The organism is Methylobacterium sp. AC433, assembly GCF_979253015.1.
On sequence record NZ_CEEDBN010000003.1, the window covers coordinates 328469 to 350581 of the forward strand.

Sequence of the window (22113 nt, forward strand, 5' to 3'; positions counted from 1 at the left end):
GGAACGTTCCATTACTGGTGCCGGATGTCGGGCTCATGACAGGCAGCGGATCGACGGCCGCGCTCCGGCGGTGCCTGGAAGGCGCCGGGACTGGCCTGTTTTCGCGCTCTCGATCTGCTGTCGGTAGATGCGACGAAGCTTTGTGCGAGCGGCCTCGAACCGCGGGCGGCAGGCTTATCCCTGCATCGGTCCGACCCGCGAGGCCACCTCTATCTGGGGGCGAACGCGATCGACGAGCTCGGTCGAACCGCATGCAAAGAGCAGCTTGTCGGTCATTCGGATGGTCGGCCAGGGAAGGGTCGAGGTTCCTCCGAGACCATCCAGGATTGCGAGTCCGGCCATGACGTCCCAGGTGCTGTCGCCCATGGCGACGTAGCCATCGGTGTGGCCGAGCGCCACCGAGAGCAGCGACATGGTCGCCGATCCGGTATGACGGATCACGACATCCGCATCGTCTAGGAGATAGCGGATCATGGCGAGGCAATCGTCGGTCGCGATCTTCTTGTGAAACCCGAGACCGACCGCGGCGACCGACCGGTCGAACGGCCGGAGCTTCGCAAGTGCTCTTCCGTCGAGCCGGGCACCGAAATCGCGTCCGCCGATGAGCAGCGTGTCCCGCACCGGCCTGTATATGGCGCCGAAGCCGGGTCCCCACGCCTCGTGCGAGCCGAGGGAGATCGCCCAATCGTCGGAGCCGCGCACGAAATTGAAGGTGCCGTCGATGGGGTCCACCAGCCAGGTACGGCCGGATCGGCCGGGGACGGCGCAACCCTCCTCGCCGAAGATGCCGTCGTCGGGGAACGCCACGGCAAGCCGATCCCTGATCAGCGTCTCCACCGCACGATCGGCTTCCGTGACGAGATCGAACGGACCCTTGGCCTCCACGATCAGCTCGGAGCCACGATGGAAGTGGGTCAGGGCCAGGCTGCCGGCCTCACGAATGATGGTCTCGATGATGTCGTTCATCACGATAGGCCGATCTCGATATGGGTCAGGGTGGCGAGCGCGAAGGTGGTCGACGCGTGATTCGTCAGTCGAGAACGACCTGATTGATGAATGCGGCCCTCAATGCGTCGCCGACGGCCGTGGGCATCGGCTGCGTGGCACGGACCCGCTGCTCGGGCGGGACCAGTGCGAACGGGCTCGAAGCGCCGGCATTCTGCGGCGACGAACCATAGATTCGGTTCAGCTCGGTCTGGGTCTCCGCGCTCGTCAGCCAATCGACGAACAACAGGGCCGCCGCCGGATGCGGGGCGTTCCGGGGCACGCCCGCGAGATTGCCGCCACCCGGCATTCCGAAGGCGGGGACGTAGAACTTGATCGCACGGGATATTTCGCCCTCCTTCTGCAAGCCGGCGAGCTGGTCTTCCCAGGCCGCGACCAGCGCGAATTCACCACCATTGAGGCGGCCGAGGCTGTCGACGTTGGACGCGGTGACGACGTATTGGTCCCGGCGCACCCGGAACCAATCGAGCGCCGGTTTGAATTTGGCGACGGTGTCGGCGTCGGGCAGACCGATTCCGAAGTCGATGTCTGTAACGGTGTGGCGGGCGACCGACTGGACGAGGGCCGGACCGGAGCCGCCATTGGCGACGTTGAACCCGACGAGACCGGGATGGCCGGCCATGTACGCGCCGAGTTCGTCCAGACTCTGCGGCAATTCCGCCGCGCGGATCAGGGCGGGGTTATAGGCCAGACCGGACTGGTTGCCCCAGAAGGCGACCGCATACCCGTTCGACTGGCCGCCGCCGACCCCGAAGGACAGCTTGGCGGCGCCGGGCAGGATACGCGTCAGCGGTCCGATCAGGCTGGTCTCGGGCTTGAACTTGGCCAAGTCCGGATCGCCGAACGAGAGCACGTCGATGTCGCCCTGGGCGGAGCCCTGCGCCGCCAGGAACTTGCTGAAGTTGCCGGCTCCGTCGCCATCCGGAATGACGACCCTGATGCCGGTTCTGGCCGTAAATCCCGTGACGGTTTTCCGGAGTCGATCCTGGAGATACCAATTGTACCAGACGACCTCGCCCTCCTTCCGGGCCTGCGCCACGATGTTCGACCAGGTCATCCCGGTGATGTCGGCGGACCGTACCGACGGGGTTGCCGTCAGGAAGCCGGCGAGTCCGAGGACAAGAGCGAGGACAAGCCCCTTCATCGTGAAAATCTCGATTTTGCGGAAGAACTAACCCTTGCCGACGATCACCGCCGTGTCCCTGCCCATGAGGAATCGCTCGGCGATCAGCATCATGACGACGTTCGGGACGACGAGGATCAGCGAGATCACGGCGGCATTGGGTCGGATGAAATTGTAGCCGAGATACGAGTACAGGATCGTCGGGATCGTGACGAAATTCGGCGAACCGACGATGAAGCTGACTGGGAATTCCTCCACACTCAGGATGAAGACTATGAGGAAGCTGGCGACGAGCCCTGGCCGCAGCACCGGAAGATAGACGTTGCGCATGACCGAGATCCGGTTGGCACCCAGATCCCGCGCGGCATCGACGAGGTCCTGCCGGACCAGGACCAGGGACACGGTGAGGATCCGGATCGCGAAGGGTAGAAACAGCACGACGTGGCCGATCAAGATGCCGAGGAAGCGCGAATGGAGGCCGAGCTTGATCAGAAGCGCGCCGAAGAACACGGCCTGCACGAAACCCGGGAGCGCCAGCGGAACCATCGTCAGGATTTGAGCCGTCGCCTTTCCGGGGAAGTCCATGCGCGCGAAGGCATAGGCGGTCGGCAGCGCCAGCAGGATGGTCACGCATGCGACGCCCGGCGCGAGCAGGTAGCTGTTGCAAAGCGCCGTCGGAAGCGACGTCGTCTCCCAGACCATCTCCCACCGTGCCAGTGACAGAACCGGCGGCAGAACGTCCGGATAGGCCCAGGCATGAGCCGGATCCACCAGCGACCAGAGGATCGCGAGTGCGAAGGGAAGGCCCAGGCCGACGAGACCGAAGACCAGGATCGCTGCGACGAACAGACGGTTCGTAACGGGTCCCCTCATCTCGGGCACCACGCGACGGCGCGGTCGGCCAGAAGGGCCAGGCCGGCGGAGCCCAGGACGGCGAGCAGCATCAGGAGGACCGCGACGACGGCTGCCTCATTCCAACCCTCAGCGCCGGATTCCTGGGTGCGGTACATGAATTGGGCCATGGAATTCACGTTCGTCGGCCCGACCACCACCTGAAAGGAGTAATCGCCGGCCGCACCGATGAAGATGATGGCGAGGGCGGCCTGCAGGCCGCGCAGGGAGAGCGGCAGGACGATCTTGAAGAAGCGTGCGACCGCGCCCGCACCGAGGCCGCGGGCGGCGTCGAGGATGTCGTCACCGATGGTCCGTACGGCGCCCAGGAGCAGCAGGAGCGCAAAGGGCATCTGCTTCCAGACCTGGAGGATGACGACACCGACCCCGTAGGAATCGTTCTGCAGACGCAGCGGGTGCTCGATCAGGCCCAGCCAGACCAAGCCGAGATTGAGGAAGCCTTGGAAGGCGATAAGGTTGACATAGAGGAACGCGGCCACCAGCCCGGGCACCATCATGGGCGCTTTGAGAACGCCGGCGATTATCGTCGAGCCCGTGAACGGGGTCCGAAGCCACAGGGCGATCGGGTAGGCGAGCACGACCGACAAGGTGGCGCTGATCGCAGCGATCCGCAGCGAATACAGGAAGGATCGCCACAATTGTCGATCGGCCAACATCGTCGACCAGTGGCGTAGCGAGAAACCACTCTCGCCGCCGAAGTTGAGATACCCCAGAGACTGGGAGACGGCCATGCCGACGACCAGCACCATGAAGGCCAGCATCAGGCCGAGCCCGGGCAGCAGCAGCGCGTAGGCCATGAGCGTGCGCCGGGCGATCACGTGACGTTCGCCTCGAGAAACCGAATCCGATCCGCAGGGACGTGAATGGTCTGGAGCGAGCCTTCGGCCGCCTGATGGGCGCCGAGCGCATGGACGCGCAGACGTGTCTGCGGGGCGGCCTGCGGGGCGAGGGTGAACTCGGTGATGGCCCCCAGGAAGGTCCGGCTGACGAGCGTGAGCGTGGCGGCGTTCTCGCCCCCCGGTGCGAAGCTGCCGTCTTCCGGCCGCCAGCAGAGATAAGTCCTCTTGGTCGTGGGGGGACGCCTCGTGCGGATGGTCAACGCACCCATGGCGCTCATCGCGCGATAGGAGGTGCCATCGGCCCCAATGACCTCGGCCGGGAGGATGTTGGCCGAACCGACGAATTGGGCGACGAACCGGGTGAGCGGATGGTGATAGACGTCCTCGGGCGAGCCGATCTGCTGGATCTGGCCGGCGTCGAGCACCACCACGCGATCCGACATGGCGAGCGCCTCGGACTGGTCGTGCGTCACGTAAATGGCGGTGAAGCCGAGTCGCTTCTGGAGCCGGCGGATCTCGAAACGTACGGAATCGCGCAGCTTGGCGTCCAGGTTGGACAGGGGCTCGTCGAAGAGGACTATGCCGGGCCGGATGGCCAGGGCCCGGGCAAGGGCCACCCGCTGCTGCTGACCGCCCGAGAGCGCTGCCGGCCGCTTGTCGAGCTGCCCTTCGAGGGAGAGTTGCCTGGTGGTCTCCGCCAGGAGCGCCGTCTGCCGATCTCTCGGCTCACCTTTCTGGCGGGGGCCGAAGAGGATGTTCTCGGCCACCGTGAGGTGCGGAAACAACGCGTAGGATTGGAAGCACATCGCGGTGTCCCGCCGCTCCGGCGGCTGGCCCGTCACGTCGATCCCGCCCATGAGGATTCTGCCGGAACTGAGAGGGACGAAGCCGGCGATGGCCTTGAGAAGGGTCGTCTTTCCGCACCCGGAGGGCCCGAGCAGGCTGATGAATTCGCCGGATGCGACGTCGAGGCTGATCCCGCCCAAGGCCTCGAATGTGCCGAAACGCAGACGCGCTTCGTCGATGTGCAGGCTCGTCATGATCGCGGGCGGCTCGGACGTCCCACGATCTCGTAGGCTCGTTCGTCACACCCCTAAGGTGATCACGCGACGATATTGTTACACGCTGGGTTGCTGACCCATTGCTGAGCAGGTTGCTGGTTGTGGTCTGCGCGCGGCCGCTGCCGGAGCGAGAACGAGGGTGAGCGTGCGGGATCCAAGGATCTGCTCCCGGTTCACCGCGTTGGGCACGGAGCGCATCATCCTCAGTGTCGTCCGTCGCGAGCCGGGCCTGTCCCGTTCAGGGATCACGGGGCGGACCCATCCGACGCGCCACGGAACATCCCCGACATCGTCGGTCCGCGCATGGCTCGCTTCCGGGTGGCTCGTGGCCTTGGCCGAAGACGCCGCCTCGCCCCGGACGGGTCTGCGCGGACGCGGCTCGACTACACCCCGGGCAGATGGTCGCGATCCTGTGTCGTACTTCTGAGCGAGATCTTCGCCAGCATCTCCTTCATCGAAAGGGTGCTGTAATTCAGGTCGATGAGGCCGCGGGCGATGAGGGCGAGAAGTTGTATGGTCTTCTCCTTGTCGGACAGGACGAGGCTGTTTTCCAGCTCGGCGAGTCCGTCCATGGCCTCCTGCCAGTCCTGGTACTCCGAACTCACGACATCGATCTTCGACATCTGCCGCTCCATACAGATATAGATTTCGTGAATTCTATCAATTGATGTTTCATGAGCTTCGTATCGCGGACAGGCTATGCGAAGATCGTTCCAAGATCCAGATTTCAGTCGAATTTTTGATGCTTCGACTGTGCCGGTTTCTTGCGCGGGGATCGCGGCTTGGCCGCGCGGCCTTCCCGGTCGGGCCACGTCGGAACCGGACCTCCGCCGGCCGCCTAGCGAGGATCGGCGAGGATGCCGGCCGTGATCCATGTTTCGATCCGGCACCGTTGTCGCTGAAGGCCCGGACGAAGGCTTCCGCTGTGGAATACCACCTGTCAGGGTAAGGCGTTCCACCCAGGAACACCGAGGAACACCTTTGCCCGCTGGGAGCGATCCTGGCGGGATTTTTCGTGGGAACGACCAGGCGGATCAGGCTGTTGCCCCGACAGCCTTTCAACTGGGAACCGCCATGATCAGAACCACCGCCCTCGCCCTCGGCGCCTCGCTCATCAGCCTCTCCGCATGGGCGCAGCCCGCGACGGCGCCCGGGGCCGCGCCCGGTCAGCCGGGCGGAGCCGTGGTCCAGGGCCAGCCGAACACCACGGGCAACGATCCGAGCGTGTCCGTCTCGCGGGGCGCCACGGGCGCCGAGACGGCGACCACGGATTCGGCCGCAGGCGGCAATGCCAGCAAGCCGGAACAGGCCGTGCCCAACAGCAGCGCGGGCGGCAGCAGCCGCTGAGGCCACGGCATCGGCGGAACGCGAAGACCCGTTCGGCCACCGCCGGACGGGTCTTCGTTCTCGAGTTTCGGCGGACCGTCGACCGCCACCGGCGAAACATCGAGGCGGACAGCCGCACCGAGCAGGTCTCGCACGGCGTCCGCAACTTCAAGGTCGGGGTGGGGTGAAGGCGAGGCGGTCTCCGTACGACCGCGTGTGCTCATTGCGCGGCGTCCTGCCCCGAATGGGACTCCCGCCCAAGCGCGGGATCGATCGCGATGAGTGCACGGAACGCCGTTCGCTGCGTCAGGCCGCGGGCACCATAAATACGGGTCTCTCGGCCGAAGCGGGCTCTCGACACGCCCACGCGAGAGCGGTCGAGCCATGCGCAGACCGTCCCCGCGTCTCCACCCTGGGTGGCGAGCGAAGGGAATATACTGCTAAGGACGTGTCTCGCTGTCCCTTTGGGTAGCTACCGGCATTGGCTCGCGGATAATAATCTTCGCCAAGATGCTTCGCATATGGGCGCGGACCGCTGCCGTGTGTCCATCGCCGCCGCGTGCGGTCGATAAACTGCTGCGGTCCTGCTTGTACATCATGGCCATGACCCCCGATTGCTCATCAGCCAACGGACTGTTTCACGAAGGGTAGAGTTAGGACGATAGTCCAGACAGGACTTTCTGCTTCCGAACGCTTCAAGTAAGTGCATTTTGGCGCTGCAATCAAGGGGGATTTTGCGTCTTTGTGGGCTTGTAATTACTTAGTCTCCGGTGTTCGATCGGAAATCAGGGAAGATGTCATAGGAGACTACATTGTCGCCGCGTTTCTTCTTCGATCTGACAGATGAAAAGACTTTACTGCATGACAACGAGGGTGTTGAGGCTGATAGTCTTGATCAAGCTGTCGAGCAGGCGAAGGTCGTGGTCAACGAGATGCGTCGAGAGGGCAATCTGATCGGAGCGGGCGCAAGCTGGACCATGCATGTGCGAGACGAGGACGGCATCATCCAACAGCGCATCACGATCACCTGAAGGTCATCGCCGACGCAGCATTCATCCCCCGAAGATGTCGTTAGGCCTCCAAGCGCAGCCATCTTCGGATCATCGCAGCTTCCATCATCGGCTAAGCTTCGGCGGCAGCGCGGCCACTGGTCTCGGAATCCTCGAGCCGCTCCCGACCGCGTCCATGTCGGCCGCGCCGCATCTTCGCGCGATCCGGACCGCATCCGGCGCGACCCGCCAGATCGATGGCATCCGATCGAAACCCCGACACGCTCGGCGGCGGCGGCAAGGGGGTCTGTCCGCTGCCGGACGTGTGATGCCGCGCGATGAAACGGGCTGCGCCCCGGGCGGTTGCCGTCCTGGACCTTCCGGAACCGCCGAGCGCCCATGACCGCGAACCTGACTCCCGTCGCCCTCGCCGGTGCCTTCGTGGTCGGTTGCGTGGCGATCCGGGCCCTCCAGCGCTGGGCAGACCTCGTCCTGTTCGGACTCGCCTGGATCTTCGCCGCCGTCGTCCTCCTGCTCCTCGCCGAGATCGCGGTGAACCACCGGCCCCCGTCCGCGGCCCCGGCGGCCGGCGGATCGATCCCGAGCGGCCCAGCCGCGGTGCCGGTCCGCCCCGCGGAGAGAGCCGCCCTGGAATTCGGAGACTGAGCGGCGCCGCGCGACCTCTCCCCCGCTGGTGGGCTGGACGGGCGAGGCCCGGGGTTTCCGGCGAGAGCTGCGTCGTGTCACGGAGCCGCGTGGTGTCGGATCGTCGGGACTGCCGAAGGCAAGTGGTGAGCGCGCTGGGGCTCGAACCCAGGACCTACAGATTAAAAGTCCGTTGCTCTACCAACTGAGCTACGCGCTCGCGTGCGACGGGGCCTCGCGGCTCTGAGGGCCGGCCTGCGTCGTACGGCGTGGCTCGCAATAGGGGGTCGGCGGTATGGGGTCAACCGGCTTCCCGGCCGTCCCCGGGGGACGGCGCCTCAAGGCGCGGCACGCTCGGCCTCGGCCCGGGCCCAGGCCGCGCGGGTCTCGTCGCAGAAGTCGGCGAGGCGGCCTCGCGCGATGGCGGCGCGCAGGCCCGCCATGAGGTCCTGGTAGTAGGACAGGTTGTTCCAGGTCAGCAGCATCATGCCCAGGATCTCGTCGCTGCGCACGAGATGGTGGAGGTAGGCCCGGGAATAGTCGCGGGCCGCCGGGCAGACGGAGGCCTCGTCGAGGGGGCGCGCGTCCTCGGCGTGGCGGGCATTGCGCAGGTTGATCCGGCCGTGCCGGGTGTAGGCGAGGCCGTGGCGGCCGGCGCGGGTCGGCATCACGCAGTCGAACATGTCGATGCCGCGGGCCACCGAGCGCATCAGGTCGTCCGGCGTGCCGACGCCCATGAGGTAGCGCGGCTTGTTCGCCGGCAGGTGCGGCTCCACCGTCTCGATCATCGCCAGCATCACGTCCTGGGGCTCGCCCACCGCCAGGCCGCCGATGGCGTAGCCCTTGAGGTCGAGATCGACGAGGGCGCGGGCGCTCTCCACCCGCAGGGCCGGCAGGTCGCCGCCCTGGACGATGCCGAACATCGCCTTGCCGGGCTGGGTGCCGAAGGCCACCCGGCAGCGCTCGGCCCAGCGCAGGGACAGGTGCATCGCCTTCTCGATGGTGGCGTGGTCGGCCGGCAGGCGGACGCACTCGTCGAGCTGCATCTGGATGTCGGAGCCGAGCAGCCCCTGGATCTCGATGGAGCGCTCCGGGCTCATGTGATGGGTCGAGCCGTCCACGTGGGAGCGGAAGGTGACGCCCTGCTCGTCCAGCTTGCGCAACGCGGAGAGCGACATGACCTGGAACCCGCCGGAATCCGTGAGGATCGGGTGCGGCCAGTTCATGAAGTGGTGCAGGCCGCCGAGACGGGCCATGCGCTCGGGGCCGGGCCGCAGCATCAGGTGGTAGGTGTTGCCCAGGACCACGTCGGCCCCGAGTTCGCGGACCTGCCCCGGATACATCGCCTTGACGGTGGCCGCGGTGCCCACCGGCATGAAGGCCGGCGTCCGGATGGTGCCGCGGGGCATCGTGATCGCCCCGGTGCGCGCCGCCCCGTCGGTGGCGTCAACGCGAAAGCCGAATTCGGCGGGCGGCGGAGCGGGCTCGGACATGACGGTGTGCTCGGACATGGGCGCCGTCTTAGGGCCTGCGGCCGTTTCGAGGCAAACCCGGAGGTGGCGCGGGCCTCAGCCCCGCGCCGGGAACAGCAGGCTGGAATCGCCGTAGGAGTAGAAGCGGTAGCCCGCCGCGATGGCGTGCGCGTAGGCGGCCCGCATGGTCTCCAGGCCCGAGAAGGCCGAGACTAGCATGAACAGGGTCGAGCGCGGGAGGTGGAAGTTGGTCATCAGGGCGTCGACCGCGCGGATGCCGGTGCCCGGGGTGATGAAGATCTCGGTCTGCCCGGCGAAGGGGCGGAGCCGCCCATCGGCATCGGCCGCGCTCTCCAGGAGGCGCAGGGCCGTGGTGCCGACGGCGACGATGCGCCCGCCCCGCGCCCGCACGGCATTGAGGGCCTCGGCGGTCTCGGCGTCGAGGCGGCCGATCTCCGCATGCATGCGGTGGTCCGCGGTGTCGTCGGCCTTCACCGGCAGGAAGGTGCCGGCGCCCACGTGCAGGGTCACGGTGTGGCGGGCGATGCCGGCGGCATCGAGCTCGGCCAGCATCGCCTCGGAGAAATGCAGGCCGGCGGTGGGCGCCGCCACCGCGCCGGGCTCGCGGGCATAGACGGTCTGATAATCGGTGGCGTCCTGCGCGTCGGTGGGTCGCTTGCCGGCGATGTAGGGTGGCAGCGGCAGGTCTCCGATGGCGGCAATGGCCTCGTCGAGCGCTGGCCCGGCCAGATCGAAGCACAGGGTGATCTCGCCCCCCTCCCCCTTCGCCGCGATGGTGGCGTCGAGGCCGCCGAGCTCGCAGGGTTCGCTGGCGCCGTGACGGCCGAAGCGCACCCGGTCGCCGGGCGCGAGGCGCTTGCCAGGCCGGGCGAAGGCGCGCCAGGTATCGGCCGCCTCCCGCAGGTGCAGCATCGCCTCCATGCGCAGGCCCGGCGAGCCCGCGCGGTGGCGCAGACCCGCGAGGCGGGCCGGGATCACCCGAGTGTCGTTGAAGACCAGGGCGTCGCCCCGGCGCAGGAACTGCGCGAGGTCGCGCACCCGCCGGTCCTCCAGGCCCTCGCCGGGCCGGACCACGAGGAGGCGCCCGGCATCGCGGGGCACCGGGGGCCGCAGGGCGATGCTGGCCTCAGGCAGTTCGAAATCGAAGAGATCGACGCGCATGCCGCGCCAACTGCATGGTTTGCCCGCGCGGATCAATGGTCCGGAACCCGCGGGCCGCCGGGCGGTTCGGACTTCCGGCCGGGTAGTCGTGCCTAACGACTAGCCGCGGAGACCTCAGGTTGCGATAGTCGGACCGGTGCAGCGAGCGTTCGAGGCAGGAGAGCGAGGCATGAGCGACGGGATCACCCGGCCGGTGCGGCCGGGCCGCGTCACCCTGGATGGACAGCTGGTGTCGTACTGGGAGCGCGAGGCGCAGCGCCTCGAGGCCCTGGCCGGCGCTGCGCGCTGGAACTGGAGCGCACGGAGCCTCCAGCGCAAGGCCGAGCGCGCCCGGGCGGAGGGCGCGCGCTTCGCCGCCCGCGAGGCGGGGCGCCGATCCCCGGCGGCGGATGCCTCCGATCCGGGGGATGGGCCGGAGACGGCATAGCCCCGGCTCAATCGTTCAGCGACGGGTTCAACCTTTGCCGTGGCCTTGGCGTGGGCACGGGCGCTATGGCCCCGCTACCGGGCGGCACCGCCCCGTCCGGGTCGAGACCGGACGTCGTGATGGACCGCACCCAGAAAGCCGCCCTCCTGAGCGCCGGTCTCGGCACCCTGGTGATGGGGCTCAAGTTCGCCGCCTACTGGGTCACCGGCAGCCTCGCGCTGTACTCGGACGCCCTGGAGAGCATCATCAACGTGGTGGCGGCGGTGTTCGCCCTCGTCGCCCTACGGGTCGCCGCGCGCCCGGCCGATGCCGACCACCCCTACGGCCACCACAAGGCCGAGTACTTCTCCGCCGTGATCGAGGGCGCGCTGATCATCGTGGCGGCGATCCTGATCCTGCGGGAATCCTTCCACGGCCTCCTCGATCCGAAGGCCCTCGACGCGCCGGTGACCGGCCTCGTCGTCAACCTCGTGGCCACGGCGATCAACGGCGCCTGGGCCGTGATCCTGCTGCGCCGGGGCCGGGCCTGGCGCTCGCCCGCCCTGGTGGCGGATGCGCGCCACGTCATGGCCGACGTCGTCACCTCCGGCGGCGTCCTCGTCGGCGTCGCCCTGGTGGCGGTCACCGGCTACGCGATCCTCGATCCGCTCATCGCCGGGCTGGTCGCACTCAACATCCTGTGGTCCGGCTGGGGCATGGTCCGCGATTCCGTCAGCGGCCTGATGGACAAGGCGGCGCCGAGCGAGATGGTGGCGCAGATCCGCGACCTCATCTCCACGCACAGCACCGGCGCCCTGGAGGCCCACGACGTCCGCACCCGCCATGCGGGGCAGGCCACCTTCATCGACTTCCACCTCGTGGTGCCGGGCACGATGACGGTGCAGGATTCGCACGCGATCTGCGATCGGCTCGAAGAGGCGATCGAGACCGCCATCGAAGGCTCGGTGGTGGTCATCCATGTCGAGCCGGGCGAGCATGCCAAGGGTCGGGGCGTCCCGGTGATCTAGCGGACGAAGCGTCGGTCCGGTCGTGGCCGATCCGACGGGCACCCGTCCGCCGGGCCGTCTCGCCTCCAGAGGGCGTGCGCGCGAAAATGTCGTCCTGCCACTAGACGACCGGTCTAATGTGAGCTAGATCATCGTCATGGCACAGGCGAGCGGCAACACCGATGTCCGGCAGGGCATCCTCGATACGGCCCACCGCATCGTGGGTGCGAAGGGGTTTTCGGGCGTCGGTCTCAACGAGATCCTGGCCGCCGCGCGGGTCCCGAAGGGATCGTTCTACCACTACTTCGGCTCCAAGGAGGCCTTCGGCGAAGCGTTGCTGGCGGATTACTTCGCGGATTATCTCGCCGATATCGACGCCACCCTGGCGGAGCCGGGTCTCAGCCATGCCGAGCGCCTGATGACCTACTGGCGCAAGTGGCAGGCGACCCAGGGCAGTATCGATCATCAGCGCAAGTGCCTTGCCGTGAAGCTGGCCGCCGAGGTCTCGGACCTGTCCGAGCCGATGCGCCTGGCCCTCAAGGCCGGGACGGCGGGAATTCTCGAGCGGGTGACCCGAGCCATCGAGGCAGGGGCGGCGGACGGGTCTCTGCAGGTCGAGGGCCGCGCCCGGGACGTTGCCGAGACGCTCTATCACCTCTGGCTCGGCGCGAGCCTCATGGCGAAGATCGAGCGCTCCGACGCGCCGTTCGAGGCCGCGATGGCCACGACCCGACGGGTCCTCGACCCGCATCCGGCCTGATCGCTTGGGCCGGGACGAAAACCAGGGTTTCGGCCCTTCGGTCCTAAGACGACCGGTCTACTCATTTGTCACCACCCAGGAGAAGCCAATGCGTATCCAACCCACCCACGCCGTCGCGCCCTACCTTCTGCTCGCCGAACTCGGAGCCGCCCTGTTCGGGGGTTCGGCCGCCTCGGCCGAGGAGCGCATCACCCTGGAGGTGATCGGCGCCGTCCGCATGGCCGGGCCGGACGCGAACCGCCGGTCCGCCGCCTCGTCGCAACGATCCGAAGCCCGGCCGATGCGCGAGACGATCGCGGAGCGCACCGATGCCCCTGCGTGGTCCGCCCGGCACTGACGCGCGGGCGAACCGACACCGCGACCGATCGGGGAGGTCCTGCGGCCGCCGATCGACCCGACCCTTCACGGCATTCGAATTTTACACGGACGGAGAAGACTCATGAAGATCCTGATGGTCCTGACCTCGCACGACACCCTCGGTGACACCGGCCGGAAGACCGGCTTCTGGCTCGAGGAACTCGCCGCGCCCTATTACGTGTTCAAGGATGCGGGCGCCGAAATCGTCCTGGCCTCGCCCAAGGGCGGCCGGCCGCCCCTCGACCCCAAGAGCAACGAGCCCGGCTTCCAGACGGACCTGACCCGCCGCTTCGAGGCCGACGGCCAAGCCAACGCGGTCCTGTCGGACACGGTCCGGCTCGATGGCGTGACCCATGACGGCTTCGATGCCGTGTTCTATCCCGGCGGCCATGGTCCGCTCTGGGACTTGGCCGAGGATCCGACCTCGGTGCGGCTGATCGAGAGCACGCTCCAGGCCGGCAAGCCCGTGACCCTCGTCTGCCACGCCCCCGGCGTGCTGCGCCACGCGAAGACGCCCGACGGCGCGCCGCTCGTCGCGGGCAAGGGCGTCACCGGCTTCACCAACACCGAGGAGGAGGCGGTCGGCCTGACCGAGGTCGTTCCCTTCCTCGTCGAGGACGAGCTCAAGCGGAACGGCGGCACCTTCTCCAAGGCGGGCGACTGGGAGCCGTACGTGGTCGCGGACGGTCTGCTGATCACCGGGCAGAACCCGGCATCGTCCGGCCCTGCGGCCGAGCGCCTGCTCGCGATGCTCGCCAGCGCCTGACGCGCCTGGGAAAGCACCAGCGGCGACGAGGCCGGAGCGGCGCGGCCGGGCGGGTCAGTCGACCGACACCGTCGCGCCGAAGATCTCCTCGAAGGCGGAGCGCAGTTGCATGTCGACCTCGGCCATCGAGACGAGGTGGCCGAGGTCGACGAGGCTCGTGACGCCATGGCCAGCGATGCCGCAGGGCACGATGCCGGAGAAGTGCGTCAGGTCGGGCTCCACGTTGAGGCTGATGCCGTGGAAGCTGACCCAACGCCGGACGCGGATGCCGATGGCGGCGATCTTGTCCTCGACGCCGGCGCCCCGTTCCGGCCGCCGGACCCAGACCCCGACCCGGTCCTCGCGCCGCTCGCCGCGGACGTTGAAGGCCTCCAGGGTCGCGATGATCCAGGCTTCCAGGGCGGCCACGTAAGCGCGCAGGTCGCGGCGCCGCCGGTCGAGGTCGAGCATCACGTAGGCCACGCGCTGTCCCGGCCCGTGATAGGTGTACTGCCCGCCGCGCCCCGTCCGGTGCACGGGAAAGCGCTCCGGCTCGACGAGGTCGGCCGCCCGCGCCGAGGTTCCGGCCGTGTAGAGCGGCGGATGCTCCAGGAGCCAGACGAGTTCCGGCGCCCGGCCCGCCGCGATGGCCTCGGCCCGCGCCTCCATGGCGGCCACGGCCTCCGCGTAGGGAACGGGCGCGTCGCTGATCAGCCACGCGACCGGCGCCGAGCTGGCCCCGGCTCGAAAGTCCCCCGACGGGAGCGCCAGCCGGGCCGCGGTTATGGTTTCGTTTACCAAGACTTCACCATCGCGCATGGAAGGTGGACGGAAGGGCGGGCGCCGCGTCGCGCGTCGTCCCGGAACGAGGGGCAGGTCGCGTGGCGGTTTTCGAAGACCTGAAGGTCGATCTCAAGGTGGTGCTCGGACGCAGTCACATGCCGCTGCACATGCTGCTGCGCATGGGCCGCGGTGCCGTGATCGAACTCGAATCCACCGAGTCCGATATGGTCGAGATTCTCGCCAACGACCACCCGATCGCCCGCGGCCAGATCGTGGTGACCGGCAACCGGATCTCCGTGGAGATCACGGAGCTGATCCGGAAGGCCGAGGTGGTGCGCCTCGCGGGCGTGACCATCGGCGAGGGCGCGGTGCCGGTCCTCGAAGGCGGCGTCGATTTCCTCTGATCCCGCCCTCGCGACGCTTGTCGGACGGAAATCCGTCTGTTATTGGCTGCGCCGCGCCCCGAGAGATCGGCCGCCGCAGCCGAGTGAGACAGCATCTCCGGGCCCGGTGACCGACGCGAACGGTGTGTTGACGATGCGGCCATGGCGGAATTGGTAGACGCGCTAGCTTGAGGTGCTAGTCCTGCAAGGGGTGGAGGTTCGAGTCCTCTTGGCCGCACCAACTCAACGGAGTTGGTGTTCCCCTCGGAACTGACGAGGCCGCTACCAGGCCTCTGGAACGTCCCCGACATTTCGATCGAGACCGCTCCGCGTCGGAGCGCGCGTCGCCATGCGGCGTTCGCTCAGGCCGAGACCGGCACGCGAAGCTTTGCGTAGGTGGCGCGGTAGCTGCGCGGACCGATCAGCGGCAGCAGCAGGTTCCTCGCCCAGTCCGGCATCGTCGCCGTGCGCGACAGGCGATCGGTCATGGCCTGGACATGGGCGACCCGGGGCCGGCGCAGGGCCTCGTAGGCCGAGCCGATGCCGTCCCGGTCCCCTCCCCCCGCCAGTAGGCCGGCCAGCACCAGCGCATCTTCGAGGGCCAAGGCCGCGCCCTTGGCCCACACCGGCGCGGTGGCATGGGCGGCGTCGCCCATCAGGAGGACGCGCCCCTGGGTCCAGTGAGCGACCCGAACTTCCTCGAGCGGAGAGTGGTGGATCGCGTCGGGACGCAACAGGACCCGGTCCAGGGTGTCCTGGACGGGCTGGGGAAACCGATCGAACACCCGGCGCACCGCCGCGAGATCGCGGCCGGCGGCGCCTGCCCCACCGACCGAGACCCAGCCGTAGACCTCGTCGCGGTCCACGGGAATGAGCAGGAAGAGACCGCCGGCGCCGGCCCAGAGCGTCCAGGCGTCGATCCCCGGATTCGGTGCCATGAAGCGCCAGCTCGCCTGACCCAGGACGGCGGGGCGGGGCGCGGCCGCGCCGAACACCGATCGCCTGACCGCCGAGTGCACGCCGTCGGCGCCCACGAGCCAGCCGCCCCGCTCGACCGCCCCATCGGCGAGCTCCACGCTCACGTCCCCGGCACTCTGGCGGATGGCGGCGACCGCACGCCCCCGCCGCACGGCGTCCGCGGGCAGTCCGTCCGCCAGGAGGCGCAGGAGATCGCCGCGGCGCACGCAGCGCGGATGCGCTCGCGCGCCCCAGAACGCTTCCTCGTCGACGGCGAACAGCAGACGGCCGCGTTCCGTGCGGTACTCCCGGCGCCGGATGGGCGATCCGACCTGCGCGAGCGCGTCGGCCAGACCGAGCTGCGCCAGGGCCTGCACCGCATTGCCCGGCAGGTTGATGGCGAGGCCGGCTTCCGCGACGTCCACCCGCCGCTCCAGGATCAGCGCGGGTACGCCGCGCCGGTGCAGCGCCCGCGCCATCGCCAGCCCGGCGATGCCGCCGCCGGCGATGAGAACCTGGTTCGTCGCGTCAACCGCCATGATGTCTCCCGAGATATGTCGGCCGCCGTCCTGGATCACGGCGACGGTGCGGGTGCCACGACCGCGTCACGGTCGGCTCAGTCACAATGTTGCTGAGGGCAGGGAACCGGATGCGGTGGCGGACCTTCCTAGAGCGCGGCCGTCTTCGGCCCGGCGCTTGCTATGACCCGAGGCGTGCGGCGCCGGGTGCGGGATGCTCCGCACGCGCGTCTCGGCTTCATGGTGAACGAAAGTGGGTTCCATCCCGGGCGTTTCTACGTAGGACTTACGCGGAAGCTCGTCGAGCGGTGAGGGAAACGGGATGCGGTTGATCGACGACGTGGATGCGACGGGCGCCCGGCGAATCCGGCGAAACGCCTACATCTGGTACCGCTTCACCATCCTGGCGGTGCGCGAGATCCTGACGCGTCGCGACACCGTGCACGAGCGCCCCCGACCGCAGCCACGCCGCCTGTCCTGGTCGAGCGGTCCCAAGGCCTGAGGGTCGCGAATCACGAGGCCTGAGCGGCCGGGAGGCTTCGAACCTCGCCGGCCGTCCGACGTCGCGCGTCACCGTCGCCCCGGCATCGAGCGGCGCCTCAGCCTTCGAGCCGCTCGTCGCCGAGAAACTCGATGCCGAAGCCGGACAGGCCGACATAGGCCCGCGAGGACGTCGCGAGGTTGCGGATCGACGAGATCCCGAGGTCGCGCAGAATCTGCGCCCCGAGGCCGACCTCGCGCCACTGCGCGACGCGCTGGGCTTCCGAGCCCTCCTCGGCGATCGGATTGAGCGGCACCCCGGCCGTGCCGTCGCGCAGGTAGACCAGGACGCCGCGGCCTTCCTGCGCGAACCGCCGCATCACCGCCTCGATCTGGCGCCCCCCCTCGATCACGTCGGCCACCACGTTGGAGCGGTGCAGGCGCACCAGCACGTTCGTGCCGTCGCCGATGCGGCCGTGGACGAAGGCGAATTGCTGCACGGTCTCGAAGGGCGTGGTGTAGGCGTAGCCCGTCATCTCGCCGAACTCGGTCTTGACCGGGAAGCTGGAGACCCGCTCGACCAGGGTCTCGCGCGCCTGACGGTAGGCGATGAGGTCCGCCACCGAGACGCGCTTCAGGTCGTGCTTCTCGGAGAAGGCCGTGATCTGCGGCCCCTTCATCACGGTGCCGTCGTCGTTGGCGAGCTCGCAGATCACGCCCACCGGCGGCAGGCCCGCGAGCTTGCACAGGTCGACGGCCGCCTCGGTGTGTCCGGAGCGCATGAGCACGCCGCCGTCCTTGGCGATGAGCGGGAAGACGTGCCCGGGGCGGACGAAGTCGTCCTCGCCCATGTTGCCGTTGGCCAGCGCCCGCACCGTGTTGCAGCGCTGCTCGGCCGAGATTCCGGTGGTCAGACCGTGCTTGACGTCCACCGTCACCGTGAAGGCGGTGCCCAAAGGCGCGTCGTTCGAGGCCACCATCGGGTCGAGGCGCAGGCGCCGGGCCTCGGCCCGGGTCAGGGGCGCGCAGACGATGCCGCAGGTGTTGCGGATGATGAAGGCCATCTTCTCCGGCGTGCAGAGAGAGGCCGCGACGACGAGGTCGCCCTCGTTCTCGCGGTCGTCGTCATCGGTGACGACGACGATCTCGCCGCGGGCATAGGCCTCGATGGCTTGCGTGACGTGGGTGTGGGGCACGGGCTGTCTCTTGGCGTTTCGCGGATCGGACGATGGCGGGCGCGGGCGGGGTCAGGCCCGCGCGCCGACCTGTCCCCGATGGCGCAGATAATGATCGGCGAGGACGCACGCCATCATGGCCTCGGCCACCGGCACGGCGCGGATGCCGACGCAGGGGTCGTGGCGGCCCTTGGTGACGAGGTCGACGTCGCGGTTGTCCCGCGTCACGCTCATGCGCGGGGTCAGGATCGACGAGGTCGGCTTCACGGCGAAGCGGCAGACCACCGGCTGGCCGGTGGAGATGCCGCCGAGGACGCCGCCCGCATGATTGGCGAGGAAGGTCGGTGCGCCGGCATTGCCCGAGCGCATCTCGTCGGCGTTCTCCTCGCCCCGGAGGGCGGCGGAGGCGAAGCCGTCGCCGATCTCGACGCCCTTCACGGCGTTGATCGACATCATCGCGGCGGCGAGGTCCGCATCGAGCTTGCCGTAGATCGGCGCGCCGAGGCCGGGAGGCACCCCTTCGGCCACGACCTCGATCACCGCACCCACCGAGGAGCCGTCCTTGCGGATGCCGTCGAGGTAGTCCTCGTAGAAGCGCGCCGTCTCGGGGTCCGGGCAGAAGAACGGGTTGGCGTTCACCGCCTCCCAGTCCCAGCGGGAGCGGTCGATGGCGTGCGGGCCCATCTGGACCAGGGCGGCGCGGATGACCAAACCGGCCGGCAGGACCTTGCGCGCGACCGCGCCGGCCGCCACCCGTGCGGCGGTCTCGCGGGCCGAGGAGCGGCCGCCGCCGCGGTAGTCCCGGATGCCGTACTTGGCGTCGTAGGCGTAGTCGGCGTGTCCCGGCCGGTAGCTGTCGCGGATCTCGGAATAATCCTTCGAGCGCTGGTCGGTGTTCTCGATCTCCAGGGCGATCGGGGTGCCGGTGGTCAGCTGGACGCCGCCGGTGCGGTCGTCGGCGAAGACGCCCGAGAGGATGCGGACCTGGTCGGGCTCGCGCCGCTGGGTGGTGAAGCGTGACTGGCCCGGCTTGCGCCGGTCGAGCTCCGCCTGGATGTCCTCGGCCGAGAGGGGCAGGCCGGGCGGGCAGCCGTCGACGACGCAGCCGAGGGCGACCCCGTGGCTCTCGCCGAAGGTGGTGACGCGAAACAGGTGTCCGAACGTATTGTGCGACATGGCGCCCCCGCTCTAGCGCGGGTTTGGTCCGAGGGCCAGCGGGCGGCCATGCACCGGTCCGGGAGCGACCGTGCGCCAGGACACGCGCCGCGCCTCAGGCGCCGGGCCGCGCCAGCACGCCGCCCGTCGTCGGCTCGCGCACGCCGGTGGTCGACGGGAAGGTGATCGGCAGGCCTTTGAGCGAGCGCACCGCGAGATGCGCGAAGGCCTGGGCCTCCAGGTAGGCCGAGGACCAGCCGATGGCATCCGCCGTCGTGATCTCGGCGCGCAGGTGGTAGTTCAGCAGGCGGACGAGCTCGCCGTTGCGGGCGCCGCCGCCGGCCACGATCCAGCGCGCCGGGATCTCCGGGGCGTGGTCGAGGGCGCGGGCCACCGCCCGGGCGGTGAAGGCGGTCAGCGTCGCTGCGCCGTCCTCGGTGGAGAGCTGGCCCGCGAGCTTGTGGGAGAACCAGTTCCGGTCCAGCGATTTCGGCGGGCGCCGGGCGAAGAACGGGTGGATGAGCAGCCAGGCGAGCAGCGGCTCGTCGGGGCGCCCGCGGGCGGCGGTGCGGCCGCCGTCGTCGAGGGGGCGTCCGGTGCGCTCGCGCATCCAGTCGTCGATCAGCGCGTTGCCGGGTCCCGTGTCGAAGGCGATGACGTCGCCGTTCGAGGACAGGATGGTGGCATTGGCGACGCCGCCGATGTTGAGGATGCCGAGCGCGCCCTCGAAGCCGGAGGCCCGGGCCAGCGCCTGGTGGAACACCGGCACCAGGGGCGCCCCCTGCCCGCCCGCCACCACGTCGGCGTGGCGCAGGTCCGACACCACCGCGATCCCGAGGCGACGGCTCAGGGCCGCGCCGTCGCCGATCTGCACGCTCATGCGCTGGTCCGGCCGGTGCACCACGGTCTGGCCGTGGAATCCGATCACGTCGATATCGGACGGCGCGAGGCCGTTGGCGGCGAGAAAGCTCTCCACCGCCTCGGCATGGGCGGCGGTGACGAAGGCCTCGGCCTCGGCGAGGCAGCCCGGCCGGTCCTCGCGGGCGGTGACCCCTTCCGAATCGACCAGCGCCTGGCGCAGCAGGGCCCGGTCCTCCTCGGTGTAGCCGCGGTAGCCCGTCGGCCCCAGGGGTTCGAGGTAGCCGTTGTGGCTCTGGACCACGCGCACCGTCTCGCCGTCGGTCTCGATCAGGGCGACGTCGACGCCGTCGAGGGAGGTGCCGCTCATCAATCCGATCGCGCGCATCATCGTCATGGTGCCCTCCCCGGGCCTCGATGCCCGTGCCTTCCGTCCGCAGCCCTGCTAAGAGCCGGCCAAACATCCCGTGCGGTGCTATCACGCGGCCTTCGGCCCTGTCCCGCGCCGCGATCCAGCAGACCGGAACCTCGCATGTCCCCCGACGCCACCCAGGTTGCCCCCGCCAAGCCCGTCGACGCCTTTGTGCCGCAATCCGACTTCCTGAAGGTGCTGACCGAGCGCGGCTACATCCACCAGGGCTCGGACCTCGCCGGCATCGACGCGGCCGCGCGGGAGAGCCGGCTGACGGCCTATGTCGGGTACGATTGCACGGCCGCCTCCCTGCATGTCGGCCACCTCCTCTCGATCATGATGCTGCACTGGCTGCAGGCGACCGGCGGCACGCCCATCACCCTGATGGGCGGCGGCACCACCCGCGTGGGCGACCCGTCGGGCCGCGACGAGAGCCGCAAGATCCTCACCCTCGAGCAGATCGAGGAGAACAAGGCCGGCATCCAGAAGACGTTCGCGCGCTTCCTCACGTTCGAGGGCGGCGGCAACGCCGCGACCATGGTCGACAACGCCGAGTGGCTGACGAAGCTGAACTACATCGAGATGCTGCGCGACATCGGGCGCCACTTCTCGGTCAACCGCATGATGTCGATGGACAGCGTGCGCATGCGCCTGGAGCGCGACCAGGAACTCTCGTTCCTCGAGTTCAACTACATGATCCTGCAATCCTACGATTTCGTCGAACTGAACCGGCGCTACGGCTGCGTGCTGCAGATGGGCGGCTCGGACCAGTGGGGCAACATCGTCAACGGCATCGATCTCGGCCGCCGCATGGGCACGCCGCAGCTCTACGGACTGACTTGCCCGCTCCTCACCACCGCCTCGGGCGCCAAGATGGGCAAGACCGCCGCCGGTGCGGTCTGGCTCGATGCCGGAATGCTGAGCCCGTACGATTACTGGCAGTTCTGGCGCAACAGCGAGGACGCCGATGTCGGCCGCTTCCTCAAGCTGTTCACCCTGCTGCCGATGGACGAGATCGCCCGTCTCGAAAGCCTGCCGGGCGCCGGCATCAACGAGGCCAAGAAGGTTCTGGCGACCGAGGCCACCGCCCTGATGCATGGCCGCGAGGTGGCGGACGCCGCCGCCGAGACCGCCCGGAAGACCTTCGTCGAGGGAACCGTGGCGCAGGACCTGCCGAGCATCACCGTCTCGCCCGACCTGCTGGAGGCCGGCCTCGGCGTGCTCTCGGCCTTCGGACCGGACTACGCCAAGCTCCTGCCCTCCACGAGCGAGGGACGCCGCCAGATCAAGAGCGGCGGCCTGCGCGTCAACGACGTGCCGGTGACGGACGAGCGCGCGGTGCTGCGGACGGCCGACCTCACCGTGGATGGCGTGATCAAGCTCTCGTTCGGCCGCAAGAAGCACGTGCTCGTCCGGGTCGGTTGAAACGGGATTCGCGCGAAATCCGCTTTCGGAGCTGAGAAGCCCGGGAGATCTCCCGGGCCGATCGGGACCAGCGGATGCGGGATGACGGACCATTGGGCGTTCCTCCGGTTCCCCACTCGCTGGCCGCTGTCGTCGACG

The 22113-nt window shown here is 68.8% G+C and carries 24 protein-coding genes and 2 tRNA genes; 12 read left to right on the forward strand and 14 right to left on the reverse strand.

What is annotated here, in order from left to right; all coding sequences use genetic code 11:
* Positions 1-174 precede the first annotated feature (174 nt).
* The 6 genes from AC0IWM_RS07525 to AC0IWM_RS07550 all read right to left on the reverse strand — a co-directional run bounded on the left by AC0IWM_RS07525 (position 175) and on the right by AC0IWM_RS07550 (position 5563).
* Positions 175-966, reverse strand: a complete 792-nt coding sequence (locus tag AC0IWM_RS07525; RefSeq protein ID WP_471753914.1) for an inositol monophosphatase family protein — start codon at positions 964-966, stop codon at positions 175-177.
* 64 nt (positions 967-1030) lie between these two features.
* Entirely contained in the window at positions 1031-2149 is a 1119-nt protein-coding gene (locus AC0IWM_RS07530; RefSeq protein ID WP_471753916.1) for an extracellular solute-binding protein, read from the reverse strand.
* A gap of 27 nt (positions 2150-2176) precedes the next feature.
* The gene (locus AC0IWM_RS07535) at positions 2177-3001 is read right to left on the reverse strand and encodes an ABC transporter permease (RefSeq protein ID WP_471753918.1); all 825 of its coding nucleotides are present in this window, start codon (positions 2999-3001) and stop codon (positions 2177-2179) included.
* The gene (locus AC0IWM_RS07540; protein ID WP_471753920.1) at positions 2998-3837 is read right to left on the reverse strand and encodes an ABC transporter permease; all 840 of its coding nucleotides are present in this window, start codon (positions 3835-3837) and stop codon (positions 2998-3000) included. The genes AC0IWM_RS07535 and AC0IWM_RS07540 overlap by 4 nt, the downstream gene beginning before the upstream one ends.
* Before the next feature lie 17 nt (positions 3838-3854).
* Positions 3855-4919 carry an ABC transporter ATP-binding protein gene (locus AC0IWM_RS07545; protein ID WP_471753922.1) on the reverse strand — a complete coding sequence of 355 codons (1065 nt, stop codon included), beginning with the start codon at positions 4917-4919 and terminating at the stop codon, positions 3855-3857.
* A gap of 404 nt (positions 4920-5323) precedes the next feature.
* Positions 5324-5563, reverse strand: a complete 240-nt coding sequence (locus AC0IWM_RS07550) for a hypothetical protein (protein ID WP_471753924.1) — start codon at positions 5561-5563, stop codon at positions 5324-5326.
* A gap of 451 nt (positions 5564-6014) precedes the next feature.
* Between AC0IWM_RS07550 and AC0IWM_RS07555 the strand changes: the two genes are divergently transcribed.
* The 3 genes from AC0IWM_RS07555 to AC0IWM_RS07565 all read left to right on the forward strand — a co-directional run bounded on the left by AC0IWM_RS07555 (position 6015) and on the right by AC0IWM_RS07565 (position 7921).
* A complete protein-coding gene (locus tag AC0IWM_RS07555; RefSeq protein ID WP_056475056.1) occupies positions 6015-6287 on the forward strand; it encodes a hypothetical protein in 273 nt (90 codons plus the stop codon).
* Between the two features lie 791 nt (positions 6288-7078).
* The gene (locus AC0IWM_RS07560) at positions 7079-7297 is read left to right on the forward strand and encodes a DUF6894 family protein (protein WP_471753926.1); all 219 of its coding nucleotides are present in this window, start codon (positions 7079-7081) and stop codon (positions 7295-7297) included.
* 357 nt (positions 7298-7654) lie between these two features.
* Positions 7655-7921: a hypothetical protein gene (locus tag AC0IWM_RS07565; protein WP_471753928.1), complete on the forward strand. Its 267-nt coding sequence runs from the start codon at positions 7655-7657 to the stop codon at positions 7919-7921.
* 123 nt (positions 7922-8044) lie between these two features.
* On the opposite strand, the gene AC0IWM_RS07570 is transcribed toward AC0IWM_RS07565, so the two are convergent.
* From AC0IWM_RS07570 to queA, 3 genes are all read right to left on the reverse strand, one after another.
* A tRNA-Lys gene (locus tag AC0IWM_RS07570) sits at positions 8045-8120 on the reverse strand.
* A gap of 118 nt (positions 8121-8238) precedes the next feature.
* Positions 8239-9393 carry a tRNA guanosine(34) transglycosylase Tgt gene (gene tgt / locus AC0IWM_RS07575; RefSeq protein ID WP_471754135.1) on the reverse strand — a complete coding sequence of 385 codons (1155 nt, stop codon included), beginning with the start codon at positions 9391-9393 and terminating at the stop codon, positions 8239-8241.
* Positions 9394-9468: 75 nt separating this feature from the next.
* A complete protein-coding gene (queA, locus tag AC0IWM_RS07580) occupies positions 9469-10554 on the reverse strand; it encodes a tRNA preQ1(34) S-adenosylmethionine ribosyltransferase-isomerase QueA (protein WP_471753929.1) in 1086 nt (361 codons plus the stop codon).
* A 169-nt stretch (positions 10555-10723) separates the two neighbouring features.
* On the opposite strand from queA, the gene AC0IWM_RS07585 reads away from it, so the two are divergent.
* The 5 genes from AC0IWM_RS07585 (at position 10724) to AC0IWM_RS07605 (ending at position 13850) form a co-directional block, all read left to right on the forward strand.
* Positions 10724-10981 (forward strand): hypothetical protein, encoded by a 258-nt coding sequence (locus tag AC0IWM_RS07585; protein WP_471753930.1) that lies wholly within the window; start codon positions 10724-10726, stop codon positions 10979-10981.
* Positions 10982-11100: 119 nt separating this feature from the next.
* Complete coding sequence (locus AC0IWM_RS07590; protein ID WP_471753931.1) at positions 11101-11988, forward strand: cation diffusion facilitator family transporter; 888 nt, start codon at positions 11101-11103, stop codon at positions 11986-11988.
* Between the two features lie 136 nt (positions 11989-12124).
* Positions 12125-12727 (forward strand): TetR/AcrR family transcriptional regulator, encoded by a 603-nt coding sequence (locus AC0IWM_RS07595; RefSeq protein ID WP_471753932.1) that lies wholly within the window; start codon positions 12125-12127, stop codon positions 12725-12727.
* An 88-nt stretch (positions 12728-12815) separates the two neighbouring features.
* Complete coding sequence (locus tag AC0IWM_RS07600; protein WP_471753934.1) at positions 12816-13064, forward strand: hypothetical protein; 249 nt, start codon at positions 12816-12818, stop codon at positions 13062-13064.
* A 102-nt stretch (positions 13065-13166) separates the two neighbouring features.
* Positions 13167-13850, forward strand: a complete 684-nt coding sequence (locus AC0IWM_RS07605; RefSeq protein ID WP_471753936.1) for a type 1 glutamine amidotransferase domain-containing protein — start codon at positions 13167-13169, stop codon at positions 13848-13850.
* A 54-nt stretch (positions 13851-13904) separates the two neighbouring features.
* On the opposite strand, the gene lipB is transcribed toward AC0IWM_RS07605, so the two are convergent.
* Entirely contained in the window at positions 13905-14630 is a 726-nt protein-coding gene (gene lipB / locus AC0IWM_RS07610) for a lipoyl(octanoyl) transferase LipB (RefSeq protein ID WP_471753938.1), read from the reverse strand.
* Positions 14631-14710: 80 nt separating this feature from the next.
* Between lipB and AC0IWM_RS07615 the strand changes: the two genes are divergently transcribed.
* Both AC0IWM_RS07615 and AC0IWM_RS07620 read left to right on the forward strand, forming a co-directional pair.
* Positions 14711-15016, forward strand: a complete 306-nt coding sequence (locus tag AC0IWM_RS07615; RefSeq protein ID WP_056475087.1) for a FliM/FliN family flagellar motor switch protein — start codon at positions 14711-14713, stop codon at positions 15014-15016.
* Positions 15017-15151: 135 nt separating this feature from the next.
* A tRNA-Leu gene (locus AC0IWM_RS07620) sits at positions 15152-15236 on the forward strand.
* A gap of 121 nt (positions 15237-15357) precedes the next feature.
* Here AC0IWM_RS07620 and AC0IWM_RS07625 read toward each other — a convergent pair.
* Positions 15358-16491, reverse strand: coding sequence for an FAD-dependent monooxygenase (locus AC0IWM_RS07625; RefSeq protein WP_471753940.1), 1134 nt, complete (start codon positions 16489-16491; stop codon positions 15358-15360).
* A 301-nt stretch (positions 16492-16792) separates the two neighbouring features.
* Between AC0IWM_RS07625 and AC0IWM_RS07630 the strand changes: the two genes are divergently transcribed.
* The gene (locus tag AC0IWM_RS07630) at positions 16793-16972 is read left to right on the forward strand and encodes a hypothetical protein (RefSeq protein WP_471753942.1); all 180 of its coding nucleotides are present in this window, start codon (positions 16793-16795) and stop codon (positions 16970-16972) included.
* A 97-nt stretch (positions 16973-17069) separates the two neighbouring features.
* Here the strand turns inward: AC0IWM_RS07630 and ribB are convergent, their stop codons facing one another.
* From ribB to AC0IWM_RS07645, 3 genes are all read right to left on the reverse strand, one after another.
* Positions 17070-18146, reverse strand: a complete 1077-nt coding sequence (gene ribB, locus AC0IWM_RS07635) for a 3,4-dihydroxy-2-butanone-4-phosphate synthase (RefSeq protein WP_056475095.1) — start codon at positions 18144-18146, stop codon at positions 17070-17072.
* Positions 18147-18197: 51 nt separating this feature from the next.
* Positions 18198-19301, reverse strand: a complete 1104-nt coding sequence (aroC, locus tag AC0IWM_RS07640; RefSeq protein ID WP_056475099.1) for a chorismate synthase — start codon at positions 19299-19301, stop codon at positions 18198-18200.
* 94 nt (positions 19302-19395) lie between these two features.
* On the reverse strand, positions 19396-20535 hold the full coding sequence (locus AC0IWM_RS07645) for an anhydro-N-acetylmuramic acid kinase (RefSeq protein WP_471753944.1): 1140 nt from the start codon (positions 20533-20535) through the stop codon (positions 19396-19398).
* Between the two features lie 135 nt (positions 20536-20670).
* On the opposite strand from AC0IWM_RS07645, the gene tyrS reads away from it, so the two are divergent.
* On the forward strand, positions 20671-21975 hold the full coding sequence (tyrS, locus tag AC0IWM_RS07650; RefSeq protein ID WP_471753946.1) for a tyrosine--tRNA ligase: 1305 nt from the start codon (positions 20671-20673) through the stop codon (positions 21973-21975).
* Positions 21976-22113 lie beyond the last annotated feature (138 nt).